We start from the raw sequence: 22,987 nt of genomic DNA, 5'->3' as shown, positions 1-22,987 counted from the left end.
GGGACCGGGACCGGTGACCACTGCGAGGCCTGGCGGGCGTGCCTCGGCGCGTCTACCGTCCCGGCTCGGCGTCCGCGGGCGCCGTGCAGGCCCGACCTGCGGCTCACGGGAACGGGACGTGCGACCGCTGCGAGGCCCCGCTGCCGCGCTGGGTCGCCTACCGCCCGCCTACCGCTCGCGTACCGCCTTCGCGCCCGCCGCCAGGCCCGGCCGGGGGCTCGACAGGACCGGGATCGAGGTTGTCGTCAGGTGCTCGGCCGGGGCCATGGAGGCCTGGGCGAGGACGATCGCGTCGGCGTCGGTGACCGTGTCGGCCGCCTCGGCGACGGCGCGGGCGTACCCGTCCGGGTCACCGGCCTCGAAACGGGCCCAGGCGTCCTCGACCAGGAGGGTGCGGACATCGACCGGGCGCCCGGCCCGCCGGGCCTCCTCCTCGACGAGGGCGACGGTCGGCGCCAGCGTGCTCTCCACCGTGGCGATGACGACGACGCGCGGACCCGCGGCCACCGCGGCGGCGGCCATCGGACGGTCCACGCGCAGCACCGGCACCCCGGCATCGGCCCGCTCGGCGACCTCGCCGATGGTCGAGCAGGTGCAGAGCACGGCACGCGCACCCTCCGCGACCGCCAGGTCCAGGGCCTCCCGCACCGCGCCGGCCACCGCCTCCGGGCCCTCGTCACGAGCACGGGCGAGGAGCTCCTCGGCCACGAAGTGCCGCAGCCCCAGGCCCTGGTGGGCCTCGTCGCGCAGCGCGTCGAAGACGGGGATGTGGGCGGGCGAGGTGTGCAGCAGCGCGAGCGCGCCGGGCTTGATCGGCACGGCCGTACCCACCCCGGATTCGGTCGGCATGCCCCTCCGCGGCTCGGGCCGTGTCGGCGCAGGCGTCGTCGGCCCCCCGGACCCGATGGCCACGGCGGTCCGCACACCGGGCTCGGCCGACACCGCGCTCCTCACACCGGGCTTGGCCGGCCCACACATCGGCTCTCCGGGCCCGGTCGGCACGGACATCGGCTCCCCGGGCCCGCTCGGCGCAGACATCAGAAACGGTCCGGGTGCGCCGTCAGCCAGTCCTTCGCTGCCTGAAGCAGCTCGGGGCCGGCTTCCGGGGCCTCCTCGGGGTGGCGCGCCGCCCACCTGACGACGTACGGGCAGAGCGGCGCGACCTTGACTCCCCCGCGTGCTGCGATGGCGTACAGCTCACGGGCGAGGGCGCCCGCGATGCCCTGGCCCTCGTGCTCCGGTTCCACCAGGGTGTGGACGGGGACGAGGGCGCGCTCGGGGGCGTCGAGGACGAAGTACTCGATGTGACCGACCACTTCGTCGCCGGCGAGTGCCTCCAGGCGCCCGCCCGCCCGGTCGTCGCGGATCTCGATGTCACTCATGGGCACTCCTCGGGGTGAGGTTCGGGCCGGGACGGCGGAGTGCGGCTCAGGCGCCCGGGACGGCCTGCGGGCTGCGCTCCTGGTCCGAGCCGGGCACCGGCTCGGACGGATCGGCGCCCAGGGCCACGATCCGGTTGTCGCGGTCCACGTGCACGACCCTCGGCCGCAGCGCCCGCGCCTCGGCGTCGGAGACCTGAGCGTAACTGATGATGATCACCAGGTCCCCGGGGTGCACGAGGTGGGCCGCGGCGCCGTTGATGCCGATGACTCCCGAGCCGCGCTCGCCCTCGATGACGTACGTCTCCAGGCGGGCGCCGTTGGTGACGTCAACGATGTGGACGAGCTCGCCGGGCAGCAGATCGGCGGCGTCCAGCAGATCCGCGTCGATGGTGACGGACCCGACGTAGTGCAGATCGGCCTGGGTGACGCGGGCACGGTGGATCTTGGACTTGAACATGGTACGAAGCACGAAGAAACTCCTGATTCGTCTGCTCCCTGCCTGCTATTGCAGGTCAAGGGCGGTCTTCGGAGATTACCTCGTTTCGCATGTTCGGTCAGCCTCCCAGTCTTCGATGAGTCACGCTGCCCCGTGGCTGACTTTCCCGATGACCTAGCAGACCAGGCGTTCCCTCAGTCCAAGCGCCCGTTTCCCGCCGGCTTCCGGGCTGCTGTTCTGTATGTGTCAGAGACTCTTGCATCGGGGCCATTCGGCGAAACGGCACTGGGCCCAGCCTGCATGCGACAGTGTCCGGCGGTCAGGTCCGCTGCCGATCGCAACGACAGCATCCGGACCATGATCCAACGCGAGTAGCCAGCGCCCGTGGCCAGCAAGGTGGATGTCCCCTCTACTCAAACTCAACGGGCCGTAGCCCGCAGTTCGCCCCGCTTCGGACGGCGAGGCGGAAGCACCAGCTCCGACGTGTCGGCCCGTACCGGCAACTCTCGAGAGAAGCTCCACTTCAGCGGCTTCGCCACGGCAGGAACCGAAAAGCGGGTGAAACGTCGCCCCGGCCGGGACGTTTACACGGGCGGCAGCTCGGCTGTTGCGGAACCGACGCGACCTCTCCGAAGCCTTCGTCATCCGCGCAGCAGGGCACCGGGCCCCACCTGCGCGCACAGAGGTGGCTCCGTTTCACCCTCGTATGCCAGATGGAGTTCACGTCGTGCTCGGGTTGCCAGAACGTAATACGTCATGCGCAGGGCGGCCGACGTGGGATCGACCGCCGCGTCTGTATGCGTGTCGGGGATGACGACGGTGTCGAAGCCCAGCCCTTTGGCACTCGCCCGGTGGACGAGCACGATCCCCGGGCGGCCGAGGTCCAGCGTGCGGTAACGGCCTTGTGCCGCTCGGGCCCGGGCGGTATACAGCTGTGGTTTGAGCCGGGGAGGCTCTGCGCTCCACGCAGCACTTTGGACCCCAAGAAGACGGCTTCCTGCCAGCTTTTTGCAGGTCAAGGGGGCCTTCACCCTACGTTGGCACGCCTCGGAGTCGACGTTGTCAGCTACATCGCCCCACCCCGACGAGCAGGCGCCCTGCCTAGGCCTCCGTGCGAAGCGGGCTGTTGTGACATTGCCGACCGAGTACCTGATCGGACATCCGTCCCGGAAGAGGCGAGGCCTGATGCTGAACAAATCCGAATTACCTGACGATGCATCAGAAACCTGAGGAGCATAGGGCGAGTCACTTCCCGGGGCACCTAAAGGCGAGCGAACACTGGTAGCGGCGCAACCATGGCCGTCGTCGCCGACAACAAGTGGCGTCTGGGCACCGACGCCCTCAGTCTGGCCCTGCGGCGGCCAGGGCACATCACTCCATAGATCCCGGCGGTTCGCCTGCGGCGCGGAGACGCACAATGGTCGTCAGCCATCGGGCGAAGAAGCCAGATCTTGATCGGCAAAAGCGTCTGCCGCCCCCGACGCCACGGCAAAAGGTGCAGCAGAAACGGTTCCCGCCTTGCGCCCCTCACCGTGGCCGAAGTTCGACGGCTCCTGGCATCAGAGGGCTGTTGGGGTACTAGGCGGGGACGCCCTGCGGGACGGTGTGTGCTTCCGCCGACCACTGCTGGTTGCGGACCAGGTCCTGGTACTGCGGGCAGCGTGCGAGCAATTCCGGGTGCGTTCCGGCGTCCAGAGCGCGGCCGGACTCCATGACGAGTACGTGGTCGGCGTGCTGGACGGTAGAGAGCCGGTGGGCGACGACCAACACGGCTCGGTCCTGGGCGAGTCGGGTGACCAGATCGCGCAGGCGCTGCTCGTTGATGCTGTCCAGTTGCGACGTCGGTTCGTCCAGCAGGACCACGTCGGCGTCTGTGAGGAGGACGCGGGCCAGGGCGAGGCGCTGGCGCTGGCCGCCTGAGAGGTCGGCGGCGCGTCCGAGGACGGTGTCGAGGCCGTTCGGGAGCCGCAGGACCTCGTCGCGCAGGGCCACCGCATCGAGGGCGTTCAGCAGGGCGTCGTCGCCGAGGAGGGTATCGCTGCCGAGCAGCAGGTTGTCGCGGACGGTGCCTTCGAGCAGGGTGAAGGTCTGGTCGACGTAGGCCACCCGGCGTCGCAGGTCGTTCAGAGGCCAGTCGTCAACGTCCTGACCCAGGACGCGGATCACGCCCTGGTCGGGGTGCATGAAGCGCTCGACCAGGGTCAGGACGGTGGACTTGCCGGCGCCGGAGTGCCCGACGAGGGCGGTGAGACCGCGTCGGGGGGCGGAGAAGGTCAGGTCTTCCAGGATGGGTTCGCCGTCGTAGGCGAAGGCCACGTCGGCGAACTCGACGCCGGGGGCGCCCTGAACGGGGACCGGGCTGGTGGTGGCCGTGCCGGCGGCCTCCTGCGGCAGGGAGAGCAGGTCGTCGAAGCGTGAGCGTGCGGCGAGGCCGGCCTGGAGTTGGCTGATGCTGGAGGCGACGACGGCGACCGGGGCGACGAGTTGGAGCAGGAAGAGGAGGAAGGCGATGAAGTCCGGCATGGTCAGGTCGCCGGAGGCCATGCGGGCACCGCCGCCGAGGATGATGCTGACCAGGGCGATCTGCTGCCCCAGGCCCATCACCGGGCCGATGAGGGACTGCAGGCGGGCACTGTGGAGCGTGGAGTCGGTCAGGTCGGAGGCGTCCTGGGCCAGGCCCTGGGTGGTGCGGGCCTCCGCGCGGTAAGCCTTGATCGTGGGCAGGGACGCGAGCGTGGCGGTGAAACGCTGGGCGAGTTCGCCGAGCGCGGTCTGCTGAGCGTTGATGCTGCGGCGCACCCGGACGATGACCAGGCCGATGACGGCGCCCGCCAGCGCGAAGGACCCCACGGTGATCAGCACGAGGACCCAGTCCAGGATGCTCATGACGATCAGGGTGGCGACCACGGTGATGACGGACAGCGGCAGTTGGATCGCCCCGACGTCGATGACGGAGCGGAGCATCATGGCGTCGGAGGTGACGCGTGCAACGAGGTTGCCGGGGCCCTGCGTACGCACCTCGCGCAGCGGAAGGCGCATGGTGTGCTCCATGACGCGGGAGCGCAGGCGGAGGATCATCTTCTCGCCGACCCGGGCGAGCAGGTAGCCCGAGACGGTGGCGGCGAGGGCGCCGGCGAGAGCGACGGCGGTCATCAACGTGACCGGCCGGACGAGCCCGCCGGTGCCGGAAAGGGCTCCGACGAGGTCTCTGACCATCAGAGGCACGACCAGTGTCGCGGCAGCGGATATCAGCGCCAGCAGTGCTGCGACGGCCAATGGGAGGCAGGCGCCGCTGATGAGGTCGGCACCCAGTCTCAGGCCGGGGGCGGTTTTGTCGCGGGCGACTGACATGCGCTTGTTCCACCTCGTGTGAAAAGGGATCGTGTTCAGCGGTGCGGTGTCCTGGAGTTCGCCGTCCCGGACATATGACGGAGAACCAGAGTCAGCGGGAGGCGCGCTTTCACTGCCATGGCCGAGATACCGGCAATGGCGGCGACCGCAAGTAGGGCACCGTCCTCCCAGGACGGCGCTGTATGCAACCGGAGGCCGTTCTCGTGATGCACGAATTCCTCTGCGGTGTCATGACGAGGACCCGTTTCCACCGTCCGCGCTCGAGCCTGAGTCAGTCCACCACACGCTTGCGCGGCAAAGTAACTCCTATCCTTAGCCCGCCGGGGCCAACTGCCGTGCAGCGTTGGCCCTCCAATACTTTGGCTCAGGTGGCGGCGCCGCAAAGTTGGTGCCGAAAAAGGGATTCTTCTGCGCGGCGGAGGGGGCCCCGGGGGGCAGCCTGTAGCGTGGCCGGGAGTTCATCCGTCCGGCATTTCTCCGGGCGGCGATCGCGGACGGCCGGCGAGAGAGAAGGAACGGGAATGTTCAACAAGAAGGAAGTGCACCTGATTGCGCTCAGCGATCTCGGTGACGCGCGGGACGCGATGCGCCAGGCCCTGTCGGACGCTCCCGCCGACGAGGCTCCCGGGCTGCGGCGGGCCGCGCGGATCCTGGACGAGCTGGCCGAGCGGGGCGGGGAGCCGCGGGTGCGGTGGGCCCGGGCGATCCTGGAGCGCGACGGCGTGGACCCCGTAGCCCACGAAGTGGCGGCGATACGGGCCCTGCGCCAGGAACTGCCGGGGCTGAGCCTGGTGGCCGCCACCGAGCTGGCGCGGGAGGCGAAGCTCGCCCAGCAGGCGTGACGTCCGCCTGTCGTAGGTGAATCGTGCTCAGGGTCGGCGTTCACCTGCGCACTTGCGCTGACGAGAGCCCCGCCGGGATCCGTTCCCGGCGGGGCTCTCGTCAGCCCGGACACGCCGAGACGGAAATTACTTGCCAGATTGGAAAGTAGATGCCAGTCTGGCATGAGTAAGCGCACCCCGTCGTACGGAAGCCGGAGAACCCATGAACACCTCAGGAGCGATGCGGCCCAGCGCCGAGTCCGCCGCCGCGGCGCTGCGCGCCGCGCGGGCCGCCGAGAACGCGGCACGGCAGTCGGCGCGGTCGGTACCGGCCTGGTATCCCGCCGCCCACGGCCTGCTGCTCGCCGCGGCCATGAGCGGCTTCGGCCTGGCGCGGGTATGGCCCCGGTGGGAGGGCTGGATCCTCGCGGCCGCACTGCTCTGCGCGGGCACCTTCCTCGTGGTGACCTGGAGGGTGCAGCACGCCTCCGGAGTCGCACCGTGGTTCGCCCGGCGCAACCGCGGGACCGCGTGGCACGCGTGGGTCCTGCCCTTGATCCCCTTCGCCGCGGGCCTGGTGGGGGCCCTCCTCTTCGGTACGGCCGGAGCGTTCGCCGGATTCGGCGTGGTGGCCGGCGCGGTGTCCTGTCTGCAGGCCGGCCGCGGGCGCGCCGGTGCCCGGGAGGCGTCGTGACCGACGCGGGCCCGCCCGGCCTGGACAAGGAGATCCACCACCCCACCCGACTGACAGTGGCCGCGTTCCTCTCCAGTTGCGCTGAGGCCGAGTTCAGCACGGTGCGGGACTACTGCGGGGTCACCGATTCCGTACTGAGCAAGACGGTCGCCGCGCTGGAGAAGGCCGGCTACGTGAGCGTCCGCAAGGGCTACTTCGGCAAGCGGCCCCGCACCTGGGTCGCTCTTACCCTGACCGGCCGCAAGGCGCTCGCCGCGCACCTGGCCGCCCTGGAGGCGCTGGCCGGAGCCGCCCGCCGTGCCGGAGCGGAGGAACCGGGCGCCGGTGCCGGCGACGGGGAGCGGACATAGAAGTGCCGCTGGGCGCCTGAAGGGGCACAGGCGCCCAGCGGTGGAGCACTGCCTGCGAGCAGGCAGGTGGGGGTTCAGCAGCCCCAGTGCGCCGTGGCGGAGACGCCGGCACCGGAGATGGCGCTGACAGCCGCGCCGCAGCCGCCGCTGGAGCCACCGATGAAGCTGAGGACGCTCGGGGTGGTGGCGGGGGCGTCGGCCGAGGCGCTGGCGCCGAACTCCTCGGCGTTGGTGTAGGCGGTGTAGCCGGCGAGGAGCTGGTCTGCGGTGTTCATGAGATTCCTTCACTGAATCCAACGAGATGGGCCGGATCTTTCCTGCCCGAGATCCATTCGACCACATTCCCGGTGGCGCAACCACGGAAATCTTATGCATATTTGGCAATGACGGCTCCGTGACCTGCGCTTTCCGCGACGGAACCCAACTTCGTTGCCCACATATCGCGGCTGGAAAGTTGGGGCCGCGCCTCCCTGGCAGAAATCGCCCGGTTCCGCATAACGCAGAAGTGGGTGTCCGCCTGTTATGGCGGACACCCACTTGGTCAATCAGTGTTGCTGGGTCAGCAGCCCCATGCCTTGGTGCTGGCGATGCTACCGGCGGACGCGCCGAGGGAGAAGTAGACGCACTCGGGGGAGGAAACGGTGACGGTGGGCGTTGTCGCCGGGGCCTGGGCCTCCGCGCTGGCGCCGAATTCCTGGGCGTTGGTGTAGGCGGTATAGCCGGTCAGGAGCTGGTCTGCGGTGTTCATGACGTTCCTTCGATGTGAGGTGTGGAGCGGGGGCTTTCCCGCTCTGAACCCATTCGACCGCACATTCCGTCGTCCGCGCTACGAGAAAATTATTGGAGACTTTGCCAGGACCCACGCGACCTGCGAAATTATCGCCCGATCCACAGGAATTGGCTCACACTTCCACCCTTTCAAAATTGGGAACGGCCGATCCGGGAAACCACCCCGGGACCGCGAAAACCCCTCACCGCGGAGTGGGGGGTTTGCGGACGGCGGTCATCCGGGCTCCGGATGGCACCGCGGGTAGGCCCTGAGGGCCTGCCATACGTTCAGTTCGAGGCAGACCTCGCCCAGTGCGCTCTTCAGCTCGGCCGCCTCGGCCTCGAGCAGCCTTTCGCGCGGAGGCGGCCGGTGGGCCGCGCTCCCCTGGAGTTCGCGCAGCCCGCCTTCGATGAACGCCTCACGCCAGTCCAGCAGGGACCGTTCGGAGAGGTGGGCGTGCCGCCCGGCGGCTTCCGCGACGGTCTCGCGGCCGGACAGCACGCTCAGGACGATGCCGGCCTTGTCCTCGGCCGTCAGTGCCGGCGGGACAGGGTGCGGGGTGTGGTTCATCGGCTCACCGACCCGTGGTCATGCCAGGCCGATTCCCGGCAGTACGGGAGAGTCCAGATTACGGGCGGGCATGAGCGGGTCCACGCCGGCGTTGAGGTACGCCTCGGCGATGAGGGCCTCACGGGAACCGCCGTCGGCTCGCACGGCATGTCTCACCAGTGCCTCGGCCAGTACCTGGCAGCGATGTTCCCCGAAGCTGAGTCTGCCCTTGCCCGAACGCGGGTCGTCCGGCTCCCAGGCTGCGCCCACTCCGTCGGCGATCCGGCGGACGAACGGCGAGGTGGCGTCGCCGAGTCCAGGCAGGCCCCGGATGGACGCGGCGATGTCGGCGGCCGCGTGCCAGGCGTCAGAGCCGAGGTACACCACCAGCGCGTCACGGCGCGGGAAGTGCTTCAGCGACGAGGTGACCTTGGCCCGGTAACGCAGCCCCAGCGCCTCCAGTTGAGACAGCACCGTGCCCCAGGCCTTGGGTGCCGCCTCGGCATGGGTCAGGTGGAAGTACAGGCGCAGCATCGGGGAGCCACCGACGCGTCCGCGGGAGCCGTCGGTCAGGAAGAAGCCGGTCGACAGGGAGGGGCGTTGTGCGGGGATGCGCAGGGTGACCTGCGCGGAAGCGGCGTCCGGCCGGTGGTCGGTGATGCTGTCGCGCGCGACCTGGACGCGCAGGCCGTCGAGTTGGACGATCACGGTGTCCGGCCGGGAGCCGTCGCCGACCACGGTGGCCGGGACGAGGCTCGTGCGGTGCGGCATCGCGGCGAAGAGCTGCTGGTCGAACGCGTCGTCGCGCAGGCTGCGCTGCCGGGCGGTGTCGTCCTGATCCTCCATCCCGGCGTGCAGGTCCTGGTAGAAGAGGTCACCGAGCTGCTTGGCGAGAGCGCCGGGGGTCTTGGCGTCCAGTTCCTTCTCGCCGACGGCGGCGGTCAGGCCGCCTGCGGCGACCTCGGTCCTGGCCAGTGCTGTCGAGATCTCAGGGGCGATGAGGCCCAGGGCGGTCATCATGAGGTGCCTTCCAGACCGAGTACGGAGGTGAAGTTCTGCGGGGCCAGCAGGACGGTCCGTCCGATGCCGGCGGCCGCGCGGTCGCCGGCCGACAGCCGGGTGCCGAACTTGGCGCCGGCCAGCATGCGGTCGATCATGTGCCAGCCCGTGAAGGCGGCGACACGTGTGGTGAAGCCGTCGTCCAGGGTGGGGCGCGTCTCGCGGTACCCGGCCCAGAAGGCTTCGATGCGGGGGCGCAGGCGGTCGATCTCGCGCGCGCCGTGGGCGAGGATGTCCTCGTGCGTCGCTTCGCGGCCGAAGGTCTGGCCGGGGTCCTCGCTGATGGACTTCGGGATGCCCTGGATCACCCGGTAGAGCCACTCGCCGGCGAATCCACCGATGTCGCGGGCGGCGTCGCCGGAGCGCAGTTCCTCCCAGTCGCTCAGGTAGAGGTCTTCGGCGGCCAGGAGGTACTGGTCGAGGCGGATGTCGCCGTGCGTGGGCACCTGGGGCGCGGCGGTTTCGCGGCGGCGCAGCTCGTGCAGGGCGGCGGCCAGCTCGGCGTCCGCCTGGAGCAGGGACCACGATTCGATCTCGGCGAAGGCCGAGTGGATGAAGACGGGCAGCGACAGAGCGTCGAAGTGGTCCATCGACGGGGACGGGTGGGGGTCGTCGTCCAAGGTGCCGGGTTCGAGCGGCAGCGTGTGCAGGATGCCGAGGATGCGGCCGGCCCGGCGGCACAGGGCGTCGTCGAAGGCATCGTCGGTCGAGAGCTCGAAACCCGACTGGGCGTCCTCCAGGCGTGTGAAGGCCACCAGACGGTGTTCCTCGTCGGAGCCGAGGAGTTCAGGACCCCGCAGTTCGCTGCCGCTCAGGCGTGACGCGATCGTTTCGAAGGCCAGGATGCGGTGGTAGCGCCGCAGGACGTCCGCCGGGTCGCCGCCGCCGACTCGCTTGACGAAGACCTTGGCGCCGGTGGTGGTGGTGCCGGCCCAGTTGTCGTTGCGGCCGATGTGGGCGACGACGGTGTCCGCGTCGAAGAAACCCAGTCCGAGCCGGCCGAGAAACGCATCCACTTCGGGAGCCTTGTCCAGGTGGACCGGATCGAAGCGGACGCGGGTCGGGAGGGACTTCGATTCTTGATCTGTAATCACGATCACGGAGCGTAGGAAGCGTCCGCGGGCGCCGACAACAGATGGCTCACTATCGCGTCATCCTTGGGTGGGGGCGGACCGGGGCGCCGGGGAGACGCGCCGTCAGCAACGGTGCGGGCACGGCTTTCCGGACCAAAGTAACCGGTTATCTGCGGCCTTCTTGGCATCGCCGCGGTCCCCTAAGGTACCGGGCATGCCCCCTGAGAACCTGCACCGTTTCACGCTGCCCAACGGCCTGCGGGTCGTTCTCTACTCGATATCCGGCGTTCCGGCGGTGGGCGTCAGCGTGCATTACGACGTCGGTTTCCGGTCCGAGCCCCGGGGCCGTTCCGGATTCGCCCATCTCTTCGAGCATCTGATGTTTCAGGGCAGCGAGAGCGTGGCCAGGACCGAGCACTTCGGTCATGTACAGGCGGCCGGTGGTACCGCCAATGGATCGACGCACCAGGACTACACGGATTTCTACCAGGTGGTTCCGTCCGCCGCACTGGAGCGCGTTCTCTTCCTGGAAGCCGACCGGATGCGTGCCCCGAAACTGACGGAGGACGATCTGCGGACCCAGGTGAACGTGGTCAAGGAGGAGATCCGCCTCAACGTCATGAACAAACCCTACGGCGGCTTTCCCTGGACCGTGCTGCCCGGACTGCTCTTCAGGACCTATCCCAACGCACACAACGGCTACGGCGATTTCACCGACCTGGAACAGGCGACGGTCGAGGAATGCGCCGCGTTCTTCGACCGCTACTACGCGCCGGGCAACGCGGTGCTGACCGTCGCGGGCGACATCGACCCGGGCCGGGCAGCCGAGCTGGTCCACCGGCACTTCCACGACGTCCCGGTACGGCGCCCGCCGGTTCCGGTCGGCCTGAGCGAGCGGGCACCCGAGCGCGAACTGCGGGGCGACCACGCCGACCCGCACGCGCCGATGCCGGCCACCGCCGTCGGCTACCGCATGCCGGATCCGAACAGCGACCTGGACGCCTATCTGGCGCACATGGTGCTGTGCGTGGTGCTCACCGGTGCGGGCGAGTCGTCAAGGCTCCGGCGGCGGATGATCCACGGCCCCTCGCCCCTGGTGACCGATGTGAGCACCGGCTGCGGGCTGTTCGGCGCGCTGGAGGCCCGGGATCCCGAGACGTTCCTGTGCGTGGCGACGCATCCGCGGGAGACCGCGACGGACCACTTGCTGGAGGTGCTGGACCAGGAGCTCGCGGCGCTGGCGACGCAGGGCCCCACCGAGGAGGAGCTGGCGCGGGCCACGGCCCTCAGCAGCGTCGGAATGCACCGCAAGTACGACATGCTGCTGGCTCGTACCCGCGCCCTGGGGGCGCAGGAGGTGCTCTTCGGCAAGGCCGAGCTCGTCGGTGAACTGCCCGGCCGGCTCGCCCGCGTGAGCGCGCGGGACCTGGCGCAGGCCGCCGCCTCCCTGCGGCCGGACGCGCGCGCCGTGCTGAGCCTGCACCCCGCCGCGTCACCGTCCCTCCACCCGATCCCGTCAGGAAGCTGACTCGTGACCGTCACCTCGTTGGTCCCCTCCCCCGCCGGGGAGCCCGCCCGTGCCCATCGCAGCGCCGAGGAGATCGGCCGCACCGCGGCCGGAGCGCGCGCGCTGCCGCCGCTGGAGGCCCGACGCGGCCACCGCCTGCCAGCGATGGCCGACACCGTGCTGCCAGGTGGCCTGCGGGTGATCGCGGCCCGGCAGCCCTCCACCCCGATGGTCGAACTGCGGATGTCGGTGCCCTTCGCCGGCGCCACCTTCGCGCACGCGGCCACAGCCGAAGTCCTGGCCACCGTCCTGTTCCGGCGCGGGCGCGGCAAGGTGGCGGGCCGGGACGCCGAAATGGCCCGGCACGGCGTCACGCTGGCCGCCCATCGCTCCTCGCAGTGGCTGCAGGTGTCGGGGTCCGCTCCCGGCCACGCGCTCGACACCCTGCTGGGCGCGCTGGCCGACGCGGTCACCGAGGGGAGCGCGGACGAGGCGGAGATCGGGCCGGTCCGCGAGCGGATGGTGCGGCAGATCGCGTTGATCCGCGCGCAGCCGCAGGTGGTCGCGCAGGAGGCCCTGGTGGCGCACTGCTACGGCGAACTGGCCGCGCTGCAGGAAGTGCCCTTTCCCGCACCGGTCGCCGCGGTCACCGGCGCGGCGGTGCGGGCCCTGCACCACGAGCGGCTGCGCCCGCGGGGCACGGTGCTGGTGCTGGTGGGGGATCTCGATCCGGAGGGGGCGGTGGAGTCGGTGGCCTCGGCCACCAGCTCCTGGAGCGCGGGCGGGCCGTCGCCGGCGCCCTTGCCGCTGCCACCGCTGCGCGCCGGGCGCGTCGCCTTGGTGCCACGGGCCGACGCGGTGCAGTCGCAGATCAAGCTCGTGCGACCGGCGGTGGCACGCACCGATGACCGCTTTCCGGCCTTGAGTCTGGCCACGTTGGTGTTCGGGGGGTATTTCTCCTCCCGGCTGGTGACCAACATCCGGGAGGACAAGGGACTGGCCTACCGTGCGGAGGCGGGGTTCGAGGACCACTTGGACCGCCTCATGCTCACGGCCGACGCCGACACCGCCACGCAGGCGACGGTGACGGCCTACCAGGAGATCCGGGCCGAGCTGGGGCGCCTGGCGACCGTGGCGCCGTCGGCGGCGGAGGTGGACGCGGCGCGCGAGTACACCGTCGGTATGACGATGCTCACCCTGGCGTCCCAGGCCGGTTTCGCCGGCAGTGTGGCCACCGCGGTGTGCCTGGGGCACGAGCCGGAGCGGGTGACGGCCTTCCCCGACCTGCTGCGGGGCGTCACCCGCGACCAGGTCGCCCAGGTGGCCCGGGAGTTCTTCGATCCCGACGCGTTCAGCGGCGTCATCGTCGGGAACGCGGACCGTCTGGCTTCCGGGCTGCGCGCGATCGGCGGGGTCGAGATCGCGGACGCCGAGGTCGCGGACGGTGCGGCAAAGGCGTGACCGGTTGCGGCCGGGCGGCTTGCCGGTGAACGCCCGGCTCCGGTGGCCGGCCGTTTCCAGCCACCGGTCCACGACGGAAACGGGGACGGGACATCACATGCACAACGGTCCAATATGTCCGCATTGCGCAACCTCAAATACGGCCCAAGTTTGTTGCCCTGCGCAATGAGCCAGGGATATGATCTTCATATCGCAAGGCATTCACCGGGCTGCGGACAATCTTTCACAGCCCGGTCGCGACGCCTCACCACTGCCGCAAACCGGCAGAACAGATGCGAGTTCACAAGAAAGACCTGACCCGTCTTTCCTAGGGGGAAAAATGAAGCCACAAGAAGTCGGATCGGCATGCGCCCGCACGGACACCGTCCGTCGCAGGTATTCGGATTCCCACACATCTTCGTGAACTGCCACAGCCCTGTTTGAGTCGGGTCTTCAGGCCGTCGGCCTGGACCTTGACGCACAGGCGCTGCAGCTCACGCGGGGACAGACCGACGGAACGGAATGACCGCCGCTCCGCCTGACACCCCGCCAGATCTACCGCGGGACGCGCACTCAACAGCGCCCCGCGCGTTATGAATTGGAGACGAGAGGCGATGTCACGCCCTCCGGTAATGCCAGCTGCGGAAAAACTGAAGATCGTCCTCGAGGTGTTGTCCGGATCCCGGACGATCGCCGAGGCCGCCCGCCGCGCAAGCGTCTCTGAGCAGTCGATCGGGAACTGGAAACGACAGTTTCTCGACGGCGGACGCACCGGCCTCGAAGGAGGAATGTCCCGCAATGCCCAGCGGGAACGCGAACTCCTTTCCGAGATCACGGAACTGAAGACCGCACTCGGGGAAGCCTACGTCCAGCTGCGCGTACGGCGTAAATCGGGTGAGTACCGCACGGTCCCTTTTCAGACCTCGAGGCCATCAGGGAGGACGCCAGGATCAACGTCTCGAGGTACTGCCAGATCCTGGGAATCCCTCGGCGCACCTACACGCGCTGGAAGATGAACCACATCCCCGCCCGGCCGGCCCGCCCCGACACGGGTGAGGCCGGTCCGGCCCGCGGATGACCTGTGCCCCCCGGTGGCGGTCGCCACCGGGGGGCACAATCGTCGTACGGACGCCGGGCCGCGCCGCGGTCAGAGCAGGGCCTGGGCGCCCTCGTCGTCGATCAGCTCGGCGATCTTCACGGTGTATTCGAGCAGTTCGGGATGCCACCCCATGTACGCGGCGAAGTCATGGGCATGGGTGAACACCCGCAGCACCGCGACCCGCCCGGCCACCACCGGATCGGCCGGCGCACCATAGCCGCGGGCCAGGGCGTCCAGAGCGGTGTGGAAGTCGTCCGGGTCCAGGTCCAGACCCGGCGTCCGGCGCTGCAGCGTCATCCGCCATTCGACGAACTCCCCCAGCAGCCAGCCGAAATCGAAGTCGGCGGGACCGCGGGCCACATCCTCACCGGACAGCAGGCAACCGCCATCCGGCGCGCCCCCCACGACGACCGAGCCCAGGCTGGGCGCACCGTGCAGGAAGACCCCGCCGCTCAGGTCGGTGGCCAGGGCGTGGCACCACTCCCGCACCAGGTTCCACCGGGCGGTGCCGAGTTGGCGGCGGACGATGGTGTGGAAGGCCGACGCGGCTCGCGGCCCGTTGCCCTCGTGCATCCAGGACGCCAGCCGGGCAGGGCCCGGCGGCCCGGAGACGGCCAGGGACGCCGGAACCGTGGTGTGCAGCAGGCGCAGCGCCGCGCCCGTCCCGGACACGGCTCCGGCCACCAGCCCGGGAGGAAGACCCAGGTCGCGGCCCACGCAGAGTTTCGCCACCGGGACCGGGCCTGGCACCTGGTAGTGCAGGGCGTCGCCGACCGCCTCCGGGAGCGCGAGCCGCAGACCGGCCGGGCGCAGCGCGGTGAGCGCGGCGCGCACCGGCGCGCTGGGCGCGCTCAGCGGGACGGGGCGGTCGTCGCCCGGGCGGCGGATCCACACGTATCCCGGGCCGTGGGGGTGGATGGCGGTGCGCAGGAAACCGGTGGCGAACTCCTGCACGGCGGACGCGGTCGGCTGGGTCATCGTCCCTCCTCCTCTCCAAGTGAAGGGGCGGCCGCCAGACGGGCCCTGAGTTGCTCCAGGGCGGGGATGACAGCGGGCAGCGGCGTGGCCACGGTGGCGCCCGGGCGGCCGGTCGTCACGCTGTAGCCCGGCTGCGGGGGCACCACGGTCACGTTGGGGCGCTCCGACAGTGCCGCGACGTGCCGGCGGTAGCCGTACGACTCCGCACCGCCCGGAGGCAGCGCGGGAGCGATGGCGATGGGGGCCCGGGTGCACTGCAGGGCCAGCAGCAGGGGGGTGTCGGCGGCGCCCAGGGCCAGCCGACTGACGAAGTTGTAGGTCGCCGGATGGACGACTATCGCGTCAGGCCACTGCGCGAGCTCGACGTGGGTGGCGCCTTCGTCCGGCTCGTCCGGCCAGACGTCCTGCAGGACCGTTCCGCTCGCGAACGCGGTCAGTGCGTCACGCGTGACGAACCGTTGTGCGGACCGGGTGAGCATGGTGCGTACTTCGATGTCCGGGTACGCGGTCCGCAGCCAGTTGAGCCACATCGGCATGAACATCACCCCGAGGGAGCCGGTGCCCGCGAAGAGCACCCTGCGGGCGCCGAAGTCCGGTGCCGGTCCTTCGGGCGGGGGCGCGTTCTCAGCCATGGAGGCGGTCCAGGGCGGCGAGGATGTCCTGGAGGTCGGTCATGACGGCGCCCAGACCCTCGATGTGCATGACGCCTGCCGGGTTGAGTACCACCTCGTCGACGCCGCTCTCCCGGTAGCGGTGGAGTTCGGCGGCGATCTCGTCGGGCGTTCCGGCGACGAACACCCCTGCGTCGACCAGGGCGTCCGCGCCGGCGTCCGGGTCGTGCGCGTAGGCGGGGACGCCGGCGCGGCGCAGCATGTCGGTGTAGTGGGCGGCGCTGAGGTGGGCGCCGGCGCCGCGGCGGGCCGCCAGGCGGATGTCGCGGCCGGGGCGGGCGACGGCGACGTGGATCACGGTCGCCACCCGCGGCGCGGCACGGTCCGCCGCCGCGGCGCCCTTGGCCAGGGCTGGCACGAGAGTGTCAGCGATGTAGTGCGCCGGGGTCATCCAGGTGACGGCGACGTCGGCGACCGCCCCGGCCGTCGTGGCCATCCGCGGGCGCAGCACGCCCAGGCCGAGTTCGACCGGCGGGGCGTCCAGGGCGATGAGCTGGGCGTCGATGGAGTGGTACGCGCCGTCGCGGCGCGCGAGTCCGCCGTCCAGCAGCTCGCGCATGGACGTCATGTACTCCCGCATCGCGGTGAGCGGCTTGGCGTAGCGCTCGGGAAGCAGGGAGTCCTGGAACTCCGGTGCGGCCGGGCCGATGCCGGCCACGTAGGGGGCGTCGCTGAGCGCGGCCACCGACCGCGCCTGCACGGCGGCGTCGTACGGGTGGCGCAGCGGCGCGAGGGTCACCCCGCTGCCCATCGGGATGCGGTACCCCATGCCGGCCAGGGCCGCGAAGAGCTGGTGGGTGTCAAGCCGCAGGGACTGGCCCAGCCACAGCCGGCCCGCGCCGCGGCGCTGCAACAGCCGGGCGAAGGGCAGGATCTGCCCGGTGCTGGAGGGCTGGATCGGGTACATGATGCTGGTGTTGTGCGTGGAGGTCACGGGGTCTCCCCTCTCAGTAGGAACGTTGGCCGACAAGTTCACGGCGCGCCGCCAGGCGGCTGCCGGACTCCCGGCGTGAGGACTTCAGGAGGAGCCGCGGAGCGAGCAGCAGCCCCAGCAGGGTCCACGCTCCGAGCACGCCGAAGGTCTGCCAGTGCTGCCAGCTCTGGCCGGTCTCTGCCACCAGCGCGCTGTCGGGCAGGAGGGCGGAACGGATGCCCTGGGCGATCCACTTCAGGGGGAAGACCTCGCCGGTGATCCGCAGCCATCGCGGCATGCTCGTGACCGGGAAGAAGATCCCCGAGATGAAGAGGAGTCCGAGCATGGGGATCATCACCCAGGCCAGGGCCTGGCGTGGGTTGGGCAGCATCGCGCCGACCGCGGCGCCGAGCAGGGAGAGCGCGACCAGACCCAGCGTGGTCACCCACAGCAGGGTGCCCCACTGGTCCGCGCTCCGGGGGAAACCGGAGTCGGTGGTGAGCGCGCCTCCGGCCAGCAGCAGCGCGGTGCTCAGGCCGGCGATCGCGAGGACCATCACCGTCTTGCCCACGAGGTAGGCGGTCATGCCGCCGGGCGTGCCGCGCAGGCGCAGCAGCGTGCCGTCCTCGCGCTCGGTGGCCAGTTGCTGCGGCAGCCACACCATCGCGATCATGGCGAGGAGCGCGGCGACGCTTCCGGCGATCACCATGCGCGAGGAAGGTACCGGGCTGCCGGGGATGGTGCCGGTCTGGAACGACGCGGTGAGCAGGAACATCGCCGGATTGGTCAGATGGCCCAGGTACTCGCGCGGGGTGCGCGCCGTCTGCCGCAGTTCTGTCCTCCCCCGGTGCAGCCCAACGGCAAGGGACTGTCGGCTGATCACGCTTCCTCCTGGTGGAGCATGCCCAGATAGGTGTCCTCCAGCGTGGGCCGGCGCACCTCCAGGTCAGGGATGGGGCCGCCGAGCCGGGTGTGGAGGTCCCACACCAGAGCGGAGGGGTCCTTGGTGTGCTGCCGGCACCGCCGGCCGTCCTCGGACCAGCGCACGTCGGCGTCGGCCTGGATCTGCGCGGCCAGTTCGTCGATGGACCCCGCGGCGACGAGCCGACCGGCGACGAGCACCGCGATGCGGTCGGCCAGCCGCTCGGCCTCGGCGAGGTCGTGGGTGGTGAGCAGGACCGTCATGCCTTCGACCGCGCTCAGCCGCTCCACCAGTGTGTGGAAGTCGCGCCGCGCCTCCGGGTCGAACCCGGTGGTCGGTTCGTCGAGGAAGAGCAGCTCGGGCCGGCCGATGATGCCCAGAGCGACATCCAGACGCCGCCGCTGGCCTCCGGAGAGCTTCTGGCACTCCTGGCCGGCCTGCTCCGACAGCCCGACGGTCTCCAGCAGCTCGCCCGCGTCGCGCGGGTCGGGGTAGTACCGCGCGAAGTGCTCGACCAACTCCCCGACCCGCCACCGGGCGTGGTCGCGCCAGGACTGCATGACGATCCCCAGCCGTGCCCGCCAGGCTGCGTCGGCGTGCTCGGGATCGGTGCCCAGCACGCTGACGTCTCCACCGGAGCGCCGCCGGAAACCCTCCAGGATCTCGATGGTGGTGCTCTTACCGGCCCCGTTGGGCCCCAGCAGCGCCAGTACCTCCCCCCGCCGCACCTCCAGATTCACTCCGTGGAGCACATCGCGCGCGCCGTAGCGCATCCGCAGGTCCCGGATGAGGATCGCGGGAGGGACGGGTTCGGAAGCCGTTGCCGTCACCGGCGACGCTGCTGAGGGAAGGGCCATATCGCTGGACCCTAACGACGGAATGATCTTCGCCGGCACTCCCGGGGCGAGTTGGCCCAGCCCCGAGGTGTCCTCCTCCGGCCGCCGCACATAGGCCCTGAACAGCTACAACGCGGCTTCGGGCCGCCGGTTTCCCAAGTAATGCACCCGCGCAGTTTCTTGGCAGCCAAATCGAAGACGCCCACCTCACGCAGCCAACCCACCGGGTGTGGCCGCCCGCTGGCAGCGAACGTCTCCCAGCGCAGCTGACCGCGCCGGCTCGGTGGGGTCTCAGGCGGCGGTGGTCCCGCCGCCCGCCGCTCTGGGCCGCGTCTTCGCGTGCGCCCTGCCGGACTCACTGATCTGGACCCGGCGACGCCTGGCAGCTTGGCCTTGGGGACGGTAATGCTGAGCACTCCGTCCTGCATGACGGCCTTGATCTTGTGGGTGGTACCCGAAGGGCTCCGACGCTGCAGCTGCTGCGGCGCAGGACGCCCTTGCGCTCCCGCTCCTCGATGTCTCCGGTGACCACGAGTTCGGGACCGTTGGCCTCGACGTCGGTGTTCTTGCTCTTCGGGCCGGGGAGTTCGATCTCTAGATCGCGGCAGCGGCCGTGCCCGTGGTGTCGGGTGCGGCCGAGTGGCCCAGGTGACGGTGCACGAAGTGGATGGCCATCGCGCCCTCACCGGCCGCCGAGGCCACCCGCTTCACCGAGCCGCTACGGACGTCCCCTACCGCGAAGACCCCGGGCAGGCTGGTCTCCAGGGTCATGCACGAGCGCCCGCGGCCGTGCCACACCTCTGGGTGGGCGCAGGCTTCCTGGGCCTCCGGGCCGGTGAGGACGAAGCCGCGGGAGTCGAGGGCGATGATGCCCGCGAGCCACTCGGTGTGGGGGTCGGCGCCGATGAAGACGAACAGGCCCCGTACCGCGAGCCGGCGGTGCCAACGATTACCGGGAACTGGAGACGTTCGTCCAGGAGTGGCTCGGGCAGCTCATCGACTACGACTCCCGGCATCACACGGCCATGGTGGAGACCCTGTCCCGTTACTTCGGCTGCGGCGGCAACTACGACGAGACCGCGGAATCCCTCGCGATCCACCGCAGCACTCTGCGCTACCGGCTCCAGCGCATCCGCCACATCAGCGGCAACGACCTCGCGAACGTCGAGGACCGGCTGAACCTCCAGGTGGCGACCCGAGTGTGGAAGATCGTGCTGGGCGGACCCGGCTGATGCCTCGAGCGGGATCTCTCGACGCCCTCGACGAGGCGTTCCCGCCGCCGAGCAGCCCTGTACGGGGAGGACGAGGAGATCCGACCGCATCGCCTGCGCCTGCCGGCAGGGGGCAGCGTGTCACCCGGCGTCGGCGATACGTCGGGGGCATCCTGTGGGCACGGGCGATCGCGGGGGCAGCCGACGAGAAGGAGCCATGCGGGTGTCGTCTCAGGGCGTTACGGTCGTGGCTCTCCTGGCGGATCCCGACGCGCCCACGGAGATCGCGCAGCGCATGGCCCGGATCCTTCCCGCTCGGCTCGCCGACAAGTCGGGCCAGGGACGACGGTTCGACGTCAAGGTGGTCAGTGAGCCCTTCACCGCAGGGACCGAGGACCCGCCCACCTTGATGCGCCGGATCATGGAGCGCGGAAGAGCGGAGAACTGGGACATCGTCGTGGCTCTCACCGACCTTCCGCTGCACTCGCACGGGCGCAAGCTCGTGGTGGACCTGAGTCACGAACACGGCTTGGCCCTGCTGTCCCTTCCTCCGCTGGGGGGCTGGCGTCTGCAGAGGAGAGCCCGGCGGGCCGTGGAAGAGGCCGTGCTCAGCTTGGCGGGCCAGGTCACCGAGGCCGAGGGATCTCCGCAGAATAAGCCGCTGTTGGGGCCCTTCGTCGGTCGCCTCACGCCTGTTCACCCGGGTCAGGTCGGTGAGGAGGAAACCGTTGATCTTCGGTACGTCGTCAGCGGACCGCGCGGTTACCTGAGGGTGCTCGTCGGTATGGTCCGCGCCAACCGGCCGTGGCGTTTGGTGCCGGGCTTGTCGAAAGCCCTGGCGGCCGCACTCGCCACGGGAGCGGTCGCCACGGTGAACTCCACCGTCTGGAACCTGGCCGAGTCCCTCAGCACGCCACGCCTCGTGATCGCCACGTTCGGGTCCGTCGCGCTCATGATCGGCTGGCTGATCGTGGACGCACAGCTGTGGCATCGGTCAGTGGAGGTCACGCGGGAGGCGAGCCAGAGGGCGAGGCTCTACAACGCCTCGACGGTCATGACCGTGGGTATCGGGGTGCTCGTCTGCTACGTGAGTCTGATCGTCATCAATTTGGTGTGGGCCCTGTTCATCCTCAACGGCCACGTGTTCGCCTCCACGACAGGAAGCCCGCTTCACGCCTCGGAATACTGGACGTTGTCCTGGTTCGTCGCTTCGGTCGCCACGGTGGGTGGCGCGCTGGGCTCAGGCCTGGAGAGCGATGAGGCGATCCGGGCAGCCGCCTACTCCAAGCGCGAACAGGAACGCCGTCACATGCTCCAGGACGACGCCGGCGACTAGCCGGCGACCTGAGCCGGGGATGCGTTGGTGATTGGTGGTTGGTGGTCGTCCGCGTACGAGGATTCCGCTGATCGATCGGTGCGTGGCTGTTTCGCGACGGGGGCCGACGGGGACTCGGACGGCACGCCGCCGGAGCGCGGAAGCCCCGCCGGGCACACTCACGGCGGCATCACCGTTCCACCTGAACCGGGTGAACAGCCCACAGAGGCATGCCGGAGCCATGGACCCCGTCGCACCAACTCCCGGGAGTCAGGCTCCGTACGCCGTCTCCATCGCTCCCGTGCTGCGGCCATGCCGCGGCACCGAAGGAAGCGATCATGAAAGCAGCGGTATATGAAGGCCCGCGGACGGTCACGCTGAAGGACGTGCCGGACGCGAAGATCGAACACCCCTGCGACATCATCGTCAAGATCACCACTACCAACATCTGCGGTTCGGACCTGCACATGTACGAGGGCCGCACCTCGTTCGAGTCCGGCCGCACTCTGGGACACGAGAACATGGGCCAGGTCGTGGAGGTCGGCTCGGCCGTCCGCAAGGTCCAGGTCGGCGAGTATGTGGTCCTGCCCTTCAACATCGCCTGCGGCTTCTGCAAGCAGTGCGAGCGGGGTCTGACCAACTACTGCCTGACCATGCAGCCGGAACCGGCCCTTGCCGGAGCCGCCTACGGATTCGCCGACATGGGCCCCTACCAGGGCGGCCAGGCGGAACTGCTGCGCGTGCCCTACGGCGACTTCAACGCGCTGCGTCTGGGTGAGGACGCCGCCGAGCGGCAGACCGACTATGTGATGCTCGCCGACATCTTTCCCACCGGCTATCACGCCACCGAGATGGCCCACGTCAAACCGGGCGACCAGACGATCGTCTTCGGGGCCGGCCCCGTCGGGCTGATGGCGGCCTACTCCGCCCTCCTCAAGGGCGCCGGGCGCGTCTGGGTGGCCGACCACCAGCCCGACCGGCTGCGCAAGGCGGAGGAGATCGGGGCCATCCCGATCAACATCGCCGAGGAGAACCCGGCGGAGGTCCTCAAGGAGGCCACCCTCGGTCTGGGCGCCGACAACGGCTGTGAGTGCGTCGGCTACCAGGCGCACGACCCCGAGGGACACGAGGACGCCAGCCTCACGCTCAACGGCCTGATCGACTCGGTCAGGTTCACGGGCGACATCGGCGTGGTGGGCGTGTTCCTGCCCCAGGACCCCGGCGGCGCGGAGGCCCAGGGCGAGCTGGAGGCGCAGGGCAAGGTCCCGATCGACTTCGGCATGATGTGGTTCAAGGGCCAGCGCATGGGCACCGGGCAGGCGCCGGTGAAGAGGTACAACCGGGCGCTGCGGGATCTGATCGCCGGCGGGAAGGCGAAGCCGAGCTTCGTCGTCTCCCACGAACTCAGCCTGGACGAGGCCCCCGCGGCGTACGAGCACTTCGACGCCCGTGACGAGGGCTGGACCAAGGTGGTCCTGCATCCCGACGGACACGGGAACGGCCACAAGCGGTAACCGACTCGGGGCCACCGTCCCGCCTGTTCCCCCGGACCGGTCCGGGGGAACAGGCGGCGATCTGCCCGTCGGCGATGGCCGGCGCTCCGGGCCCCCA

22 protein-coding genes and 2 pseudogenes are annotated in these 22,987 nt (G+C 70.2%); 9 read left to right on the top strand and 15 right to left on the bottom strand.

Annotated features, from left to right (window positions below; genetic code table 11):
* Window positions 1-168 precede the first annotated feature (168 nt).
* The 4 genes from ACFWM2_RS03025 to ACFWM2_RS03010 all read right to left on the bottom strand — a co-directional run bounded on the left by ACFWM2_RS03025 (window position 169) and on the right by ACFWM2_RS03010 (window position 5,169).
* On the bottom strand, window positions 169-849 hold the full coding sequence (locus ACFWM2_RS03025; protein ID WP_383272342.1) for an aspartate/glutamate racemase family protein: 681 nt from the start codon (window positions 847-849) through the stop codon (window positions 169-171).
* A gap of 188 nt (window positions 850-1,037) precedes the next feature.
* Window positions 1,038-1,382 carry a GNAT family N-acetyltransferase gene (locus tag ACFWM2_RS03020; RefSeq protein WP_383272340.1) on the bottom strand — a complete coding sequence of 115 codons (345 nt, stop codon included), beginning with the start codon at window positions 1,380-1,382 and terminating at the stop codon, window positions 1,038-1,040.
* A gap of 46 nt (window positions 1,383-1,428) precedes the next feature.
* Window positions 1,429-1,851 carry an aspartate 1-decarboxylase gene (gene panD, locus ACFWM2_RS03015; RefSeq protein ID WP_383272338.1) on the bottom strand — a complete coding sequence of 141 codons (423 nt, stop codon included), beginning with the start codon at window positions 1,849-1,851 and terminating at the stop codon, window positions 1,429-1,431.
* A gap of 1,545 nt (window positions 1,852-3,396) precedes the next feature.
* A complete protein-coding gene (locus ACFWM2_RS03010) occupies window positions 3,397-5,169 on the bottom strand; it encodes an ABC transporter ATP-binding protein (RefSeq protein WP_383272336.1) in 1,773 nt (590 codons plus the stop codon).
* Window positions 5,170-5,690: 521 nt separating this feature from the next.
* Here ACFWM2_RS03010 and ACFWM2_RS03005 point away from each other — a divergent pair.
* From ACFWM2_RS03005 to ACFWM2_RS02995, 3 genes are all read left to right on the top strand, one after another.
* Window positions 5,691-6,011: a hypothetical protein gene (locus ACFWM2_RS03005; RefSeq protein WP_362023246.1), complete on the top strand. Its 321-nt coding sequence runs from the start codon at window positions 5,691-5,693 to the stop codon at window positions 6,009-6,011.
* A gap of 202 nt (window positions 6,012-6,213) precedes the next feature.
* Entirely contained in the window at window positions 6,214-6,684 is a 471-nt protein-coding gene (locus ACFWM2_RS03000; protein ID WP_383272333.1) for a hypothetical protein, read from the top strand.
* Complete coding sequence (locus ACFWM2_RS02995) at window positions 6,681-7,034, top strand: transcriptional regulator (protein WP_383272331.1); 354 nt, start codon at window positions 6,681-6,683, stop codon at window positions 7,032-7,034. The genes ACFWM2_RS03000 and ACFWM2_RS02995 overlap by 4 nt, the downstream gene beginning before the upstream one ends.
* Window positions 7,035-7,108: 74 nt before the next feature.
* On the opposite strand, the gene ACFWM2_RS02990 is transcribed toward ACFWM2_RS02995, so the two are convergent.
* From ACFWM2_RS02990 to lxmK, 5 genes are all read right to left on the bottom strand, one after another.
* Complete coding sequence (locus ACFWM2_RS02990) at window positions 7,109-7,309, bottom strand: LxmA leader domain family RiPP (protein WP_383272329.1); 201 nt, start codon at window positions 7,307-7,309, stop codon at window positions 7,109-7,111.
* A 284-nt stretch (window positions 7,310-7,593) separates the two neighbouring features.
* Window positions 7,594-7,782, bottom strand: coding sequence for an LxmA leader domain family RiPP (locus ACFWM2_RS02985; protein WP_362023257.1), 189 nt, complete (start codon window positions 7,780-7,782; stop codon window positions 7,594-7,596).
* A gap of 255 nt (window positions 7,783-8,037) precedes the next feature.
* Window positions 8,038-8,373 (bottom strand): transposase, encoded by a 336-nt coding sequence (locus tag ACFWM2_RS02980; RefSeq protein ID WP_383272327.1) that lies wholly within the window; start codon window positions 8,371-8,373, stop codon window positions 8,038-8,040.
* Window positions 8,374-8,391: 18 nt separating this feature from the next.
* Window positions 8,392-9,372 carry a T3SS effector HopA1 family protein gene (locus tag ACFWM2_RS02975; RefSeq protein WP_383272325.1) on the bottom strand — a complete coding sequence of 327 codons (981 nt, stop codon included), beginning with the start codon at window positions 9,370-9,372 and terminating at the stop codon, window positions 8,392-8,394.
* Window positions 9,369-10,505, bottom strand: coding sequence for a class V lanthionine synthetase subunit LxmK (gene lxmK / locus ACFWM2_RS02970; RefSeq protein WP_383272323.1), 1,137 nt, complete (start codon window positions 10,503-10,505; stop codon window positions 9,369-9,371). Before lxmK ends, ACFWM2_RS02975 begins: the two co-directional genes overlap by 4 nt.
* Before the next feature lie 193 nt (window positions 10,506-10,698).
* On the opposite strand from lxmK, the gene ACFWM2_RS02965 reads away from it, so the two are divergent.
* The 3 genes from ACFWM2_RS02965 (at window position 10,699) to ACFWM2_RS02955 (ending at window position 14,447) form a co-directional block, all read left to right on the top strand.
* The gene (locus tag ACFWM2_RS02965) at window positions 10,699-12,012 is read left to right on the top strand and encodes a M16 family metallopeptidase (protein ID WP_383272321.1); all 1,314 of its coding nucleotides are present in this window, start codon (window positions 10,699-10,701) and stop codon (window positions 12,010-12,012) included.
* 3 nt (window positions 12,013-12,015) lie between these two features.
* The gene (locus tag ACFWM2_RS02960; RefSeq protein ID WP_383272319.1) at window positions 12,016-13,452 is read left to right on the top strand and encodes a M16 family metallopeptidase; all 1,437 of its coding nucleotides are present in this window, start codon (window positions 12,016-12,018) and stop codon (window positions 13,450-13,452) included.
* Window positions 13,453-14,024: 572 nt separating this feature from the next.
* Window positions 14,025-14,447, top strand: coding sequence for a transposase (locus tag ACFWM2_RS02955; RefSeq protein WP_383272317.1), 423 nt, complete (start codon window positions 14,025-14,027; stop codon window positions 14,445-14,447).
* Between the two features lie 131 nt (window positions 14,448-14,578).
* On the opposite strand, the gene ACFWM2_RS02950 is transcribed toward ACFWM2_RS02955, so the two are convergent.
* From ACFWM2_RS02950 to ACFWM2_RS02925, 6 genes and pseudogenes are all read right to left on the bottom strand, one after another.
* The gene (locus ACFWM2_RS02950) at window positions 14,579-15,508 is read right to left on the bottom strand and encodes a hypothetical protein (protein WP_383272315.1); all 930 of its coding nucleotides are present in this window, start codon (window positions 15,506-15,508) and stop codon (window positions 14,579-14,581) included.
* Window positions 15,505-16,140: a flavoprotein gene (locus ACFWM2_RS02945; RefSeq protein ID WP_383272313.1), complete on the bottom strand. Its 636-nt coding sequence runs from the start codon at window positions 16,138-16,140 to the stop codon at window positions 15,505-15,507. Before ACFWM2_RS02945 ends, ACFWM2_RS02950 begins: the two co-directional genes overlap by 4 nt.
* Window positions 16,133-17,113, bottom strand: a complete 981-nt coding sequence (locus ACFWM2_RS02940; protein ID WP_383272311.1) for an LLM class flavin-dependent oxidoreductase — start codon at window positions 17,111-17,113, stop codon at window positions 16,133-16,135. Before ACFWM2_RS02940 ends, ACFWM2_RS02945 begins: the two co-directional genes overlap by 8 nt.
* A 13-nt stretch (window positions 17,114-17,126) precedes the next feature.
* Complete coding sequence (locus tag ACFWM2_RS02935) at window positions 17,127-17,975, bottom strand: ABC transporter permease (RefSeq protein WP_383272310.1); 849 nt, start codon at window positions 17,973-17,975, stop codon at window positions 17,127-17,129.
* Window positions 17,972-18,871, bottom strand: coding sequence for an ABC transporter ATP-binding protein (locus ACFWM2_RS02930; RefSeq protein WP_383272308.1), 900 nt, complete (start codon window positions 18,869-18,871; stop codon window positions 17,972-17,974). Before ACFWM2_RS02930 ends, ACFWM2_RS02935 begins: the two co-directional genes overlap by 4 nt.
* A gap of 573 nt (window positions 18,872-19,444) precedes the next feature.
* Window positions 19,445-19,792 (bottom strand): annotated as a pseudogene (locus tag ACFWM2_RS02925) (NAD(P)/FAD-dependent oxidoreductase); the annotation flags it as partial.
* Here ACFWM2_RS02925 and ACFWM2_RS02920 point away from each other — a divergent pair.
* From ACFWM2_RS02920 to ACFWM2_RS02910, 3 genes and pseudogenes are all read left to right on the top strand, one after another.
* Window positions 19,786-20,082: pseudogene (locus tag ACFWM2_RS02920) on the top strand (PucR family transcriptional regulator); the annotation flags it as partial. The pseudogenes ACFWM2_RS02925 and ACFWM2_RS02920 sit on opposite strands and share 7 nt — an antisense overlap.
* Window positions 20,083-20,278: 196 nt before the next feature.
* Complete coding sequence (locus tag ACFWM2_RS02915; protein WP_383272306.1) at window positions 20,279-21,397, top strand: hypothetical protein; 1,119 nt, start codon at window positions 20,279-20,281, stop codon at window positions 21,395-21,397.
* A gap of 317 nt (window positions 21,398-21,714) precedes the next feature.
* The gene (locus ACFWM2_RS02910; protein ID WP_383272304.1) at window positions 21,715-22,890 is read left to right on the top strand and encodes a glutathione-independent formaldehyde dehydrogenase; all 1,176 of its coding nucleotides are present in this window, start codon (window positions 21,715-21,717) and stop codon (window positions 22,888-22,890) included.
* The last annotated feature ends 97 nt before the right edge of the window (window positions 22,891-22,987 follow it).

Origin of the sequence: Streptomyces sp. NPDC058371 (assembly GCF_042723265.1) — a bacterium.
GTDB lineage: Bacteria > Actinomycetota > Actinomycetes > Streptomycetales > Streptomycetaceae > Streptomyces.
This window is presented reverse-complemented; position numbering and strand designations above follow the sequence as displayed.

Coding starts and splice junctions, on each gene's coding strand:
- ACFWM2_RS03025 (WP_383272342.1), bottom strand. CDS start 849: ATGCCGACCGAATCCGGGGTGGGTACGGCCGTGCCGATCAAGCCCGGC.
- ACFWM2_RS03020 (WP_383272340.1), bottom strand. CDS start 1,382: ATGAGTGACATCGAGATCCGCGACGACCGGGCGGGCGGGCGCCTGGAG.
- ACFWM2_RS03010 (WP_383272336.1), bottom strand. CDS start 5,169: ATGTCAGTCGCCCGCGACAAAACCGCCCCCGGCCTGAGACTGGGTGCC.
- ACFWM2_RS03005 (WP_362023246.1), top strand. CDS start 5,691: ATGTTCAACAAGAAGGAAGTGCACCTGATTGCGCTCAGCGATCTCGGT.
- ACFWM2_RS03000 (WP_383272333.1), top strand. CDS start 6,214: ATGAACACCTCAGGAGCGATGCGGCCCAGCGCCGAGTCCGCCGCCGCG.
- ACFWM2_RS02990 (WP_383272329.1), bottom strand. CDS start 7,309: ATGAACACCGCAGACCAGCTCCTCGCCGGCTACACCGCCTACACCAAC.
- ACFWM2_RS02985 (WP_362023257.1), bottom strand. CDS start 7,782: ATGAACACCGCAGACCAGCTCCTGACCGGCTATACCGCCTACACCAAC.
- ACFWM2_RS02980 (WP_383272327.1), bottom strand. CDS start 8,373: ATGAACCACACCCCGCACCCTGTCCCGCCGGCACTGACGGCCGAGGAC.
- ACFWM2_RS02975 (WP_383272325.1), bottom strand. CDS start 9,372: ATGATGACCGCCCTGGGCCTCATCGCCCCTGAGATCTCGACAGCACTG.
- ACFWM2_RS02965 (WP_383272321.1), top strand. CDS start 10,699: ATGCCCCCTGAGAACCTGCACCGTTTCACGCTGCCCAACGGCCTGCGG.
- ACFWM2_RS02955 (WP_383272317.1), top strand. CDS start 14,025: ATGAATTGGAGACGAGAGGCGATGTCACGCCCTCCGGTAATGCCAGCT.
- ACFWM2_RS02950 (WP_383272315.1), bottom strand. CDS start 15,508: ATGACCCAGCCGACCGCGTCCGCCGTGCAGGAGTTCGCCACCGGTTTC.
- ACFWM2_RS02945 (WP_383272313.1), bottom strand. CDS start 16,140: ATGGCTGAGAACGCGCCCCCGCCCGAAGGACCGGCACCGGACTTCGGC.
- ACFWM2_RS02930 (WP_383272308.1), bottom strand. CDS start 18,871: ATGGCCCTTCCCTCAGCAGCGTCGCCGGTGACGGCAACGGCTTCCGAA.
- ACFWM2_RS02915 (WP_383272306.1), top strand. CDS start 20,279: ATGCGGGTGTCGTCTCAGGGCGTTACGGTCGTGGCTCTCCTGGCGGAT.
- ACFWM2_RS02910 (WP_383272304.1), top strand. CDS start 21,715: ATGAAAGCAGCGGTATATGAAGGCCCGCGGACGGTCACGCTGAAGGAC.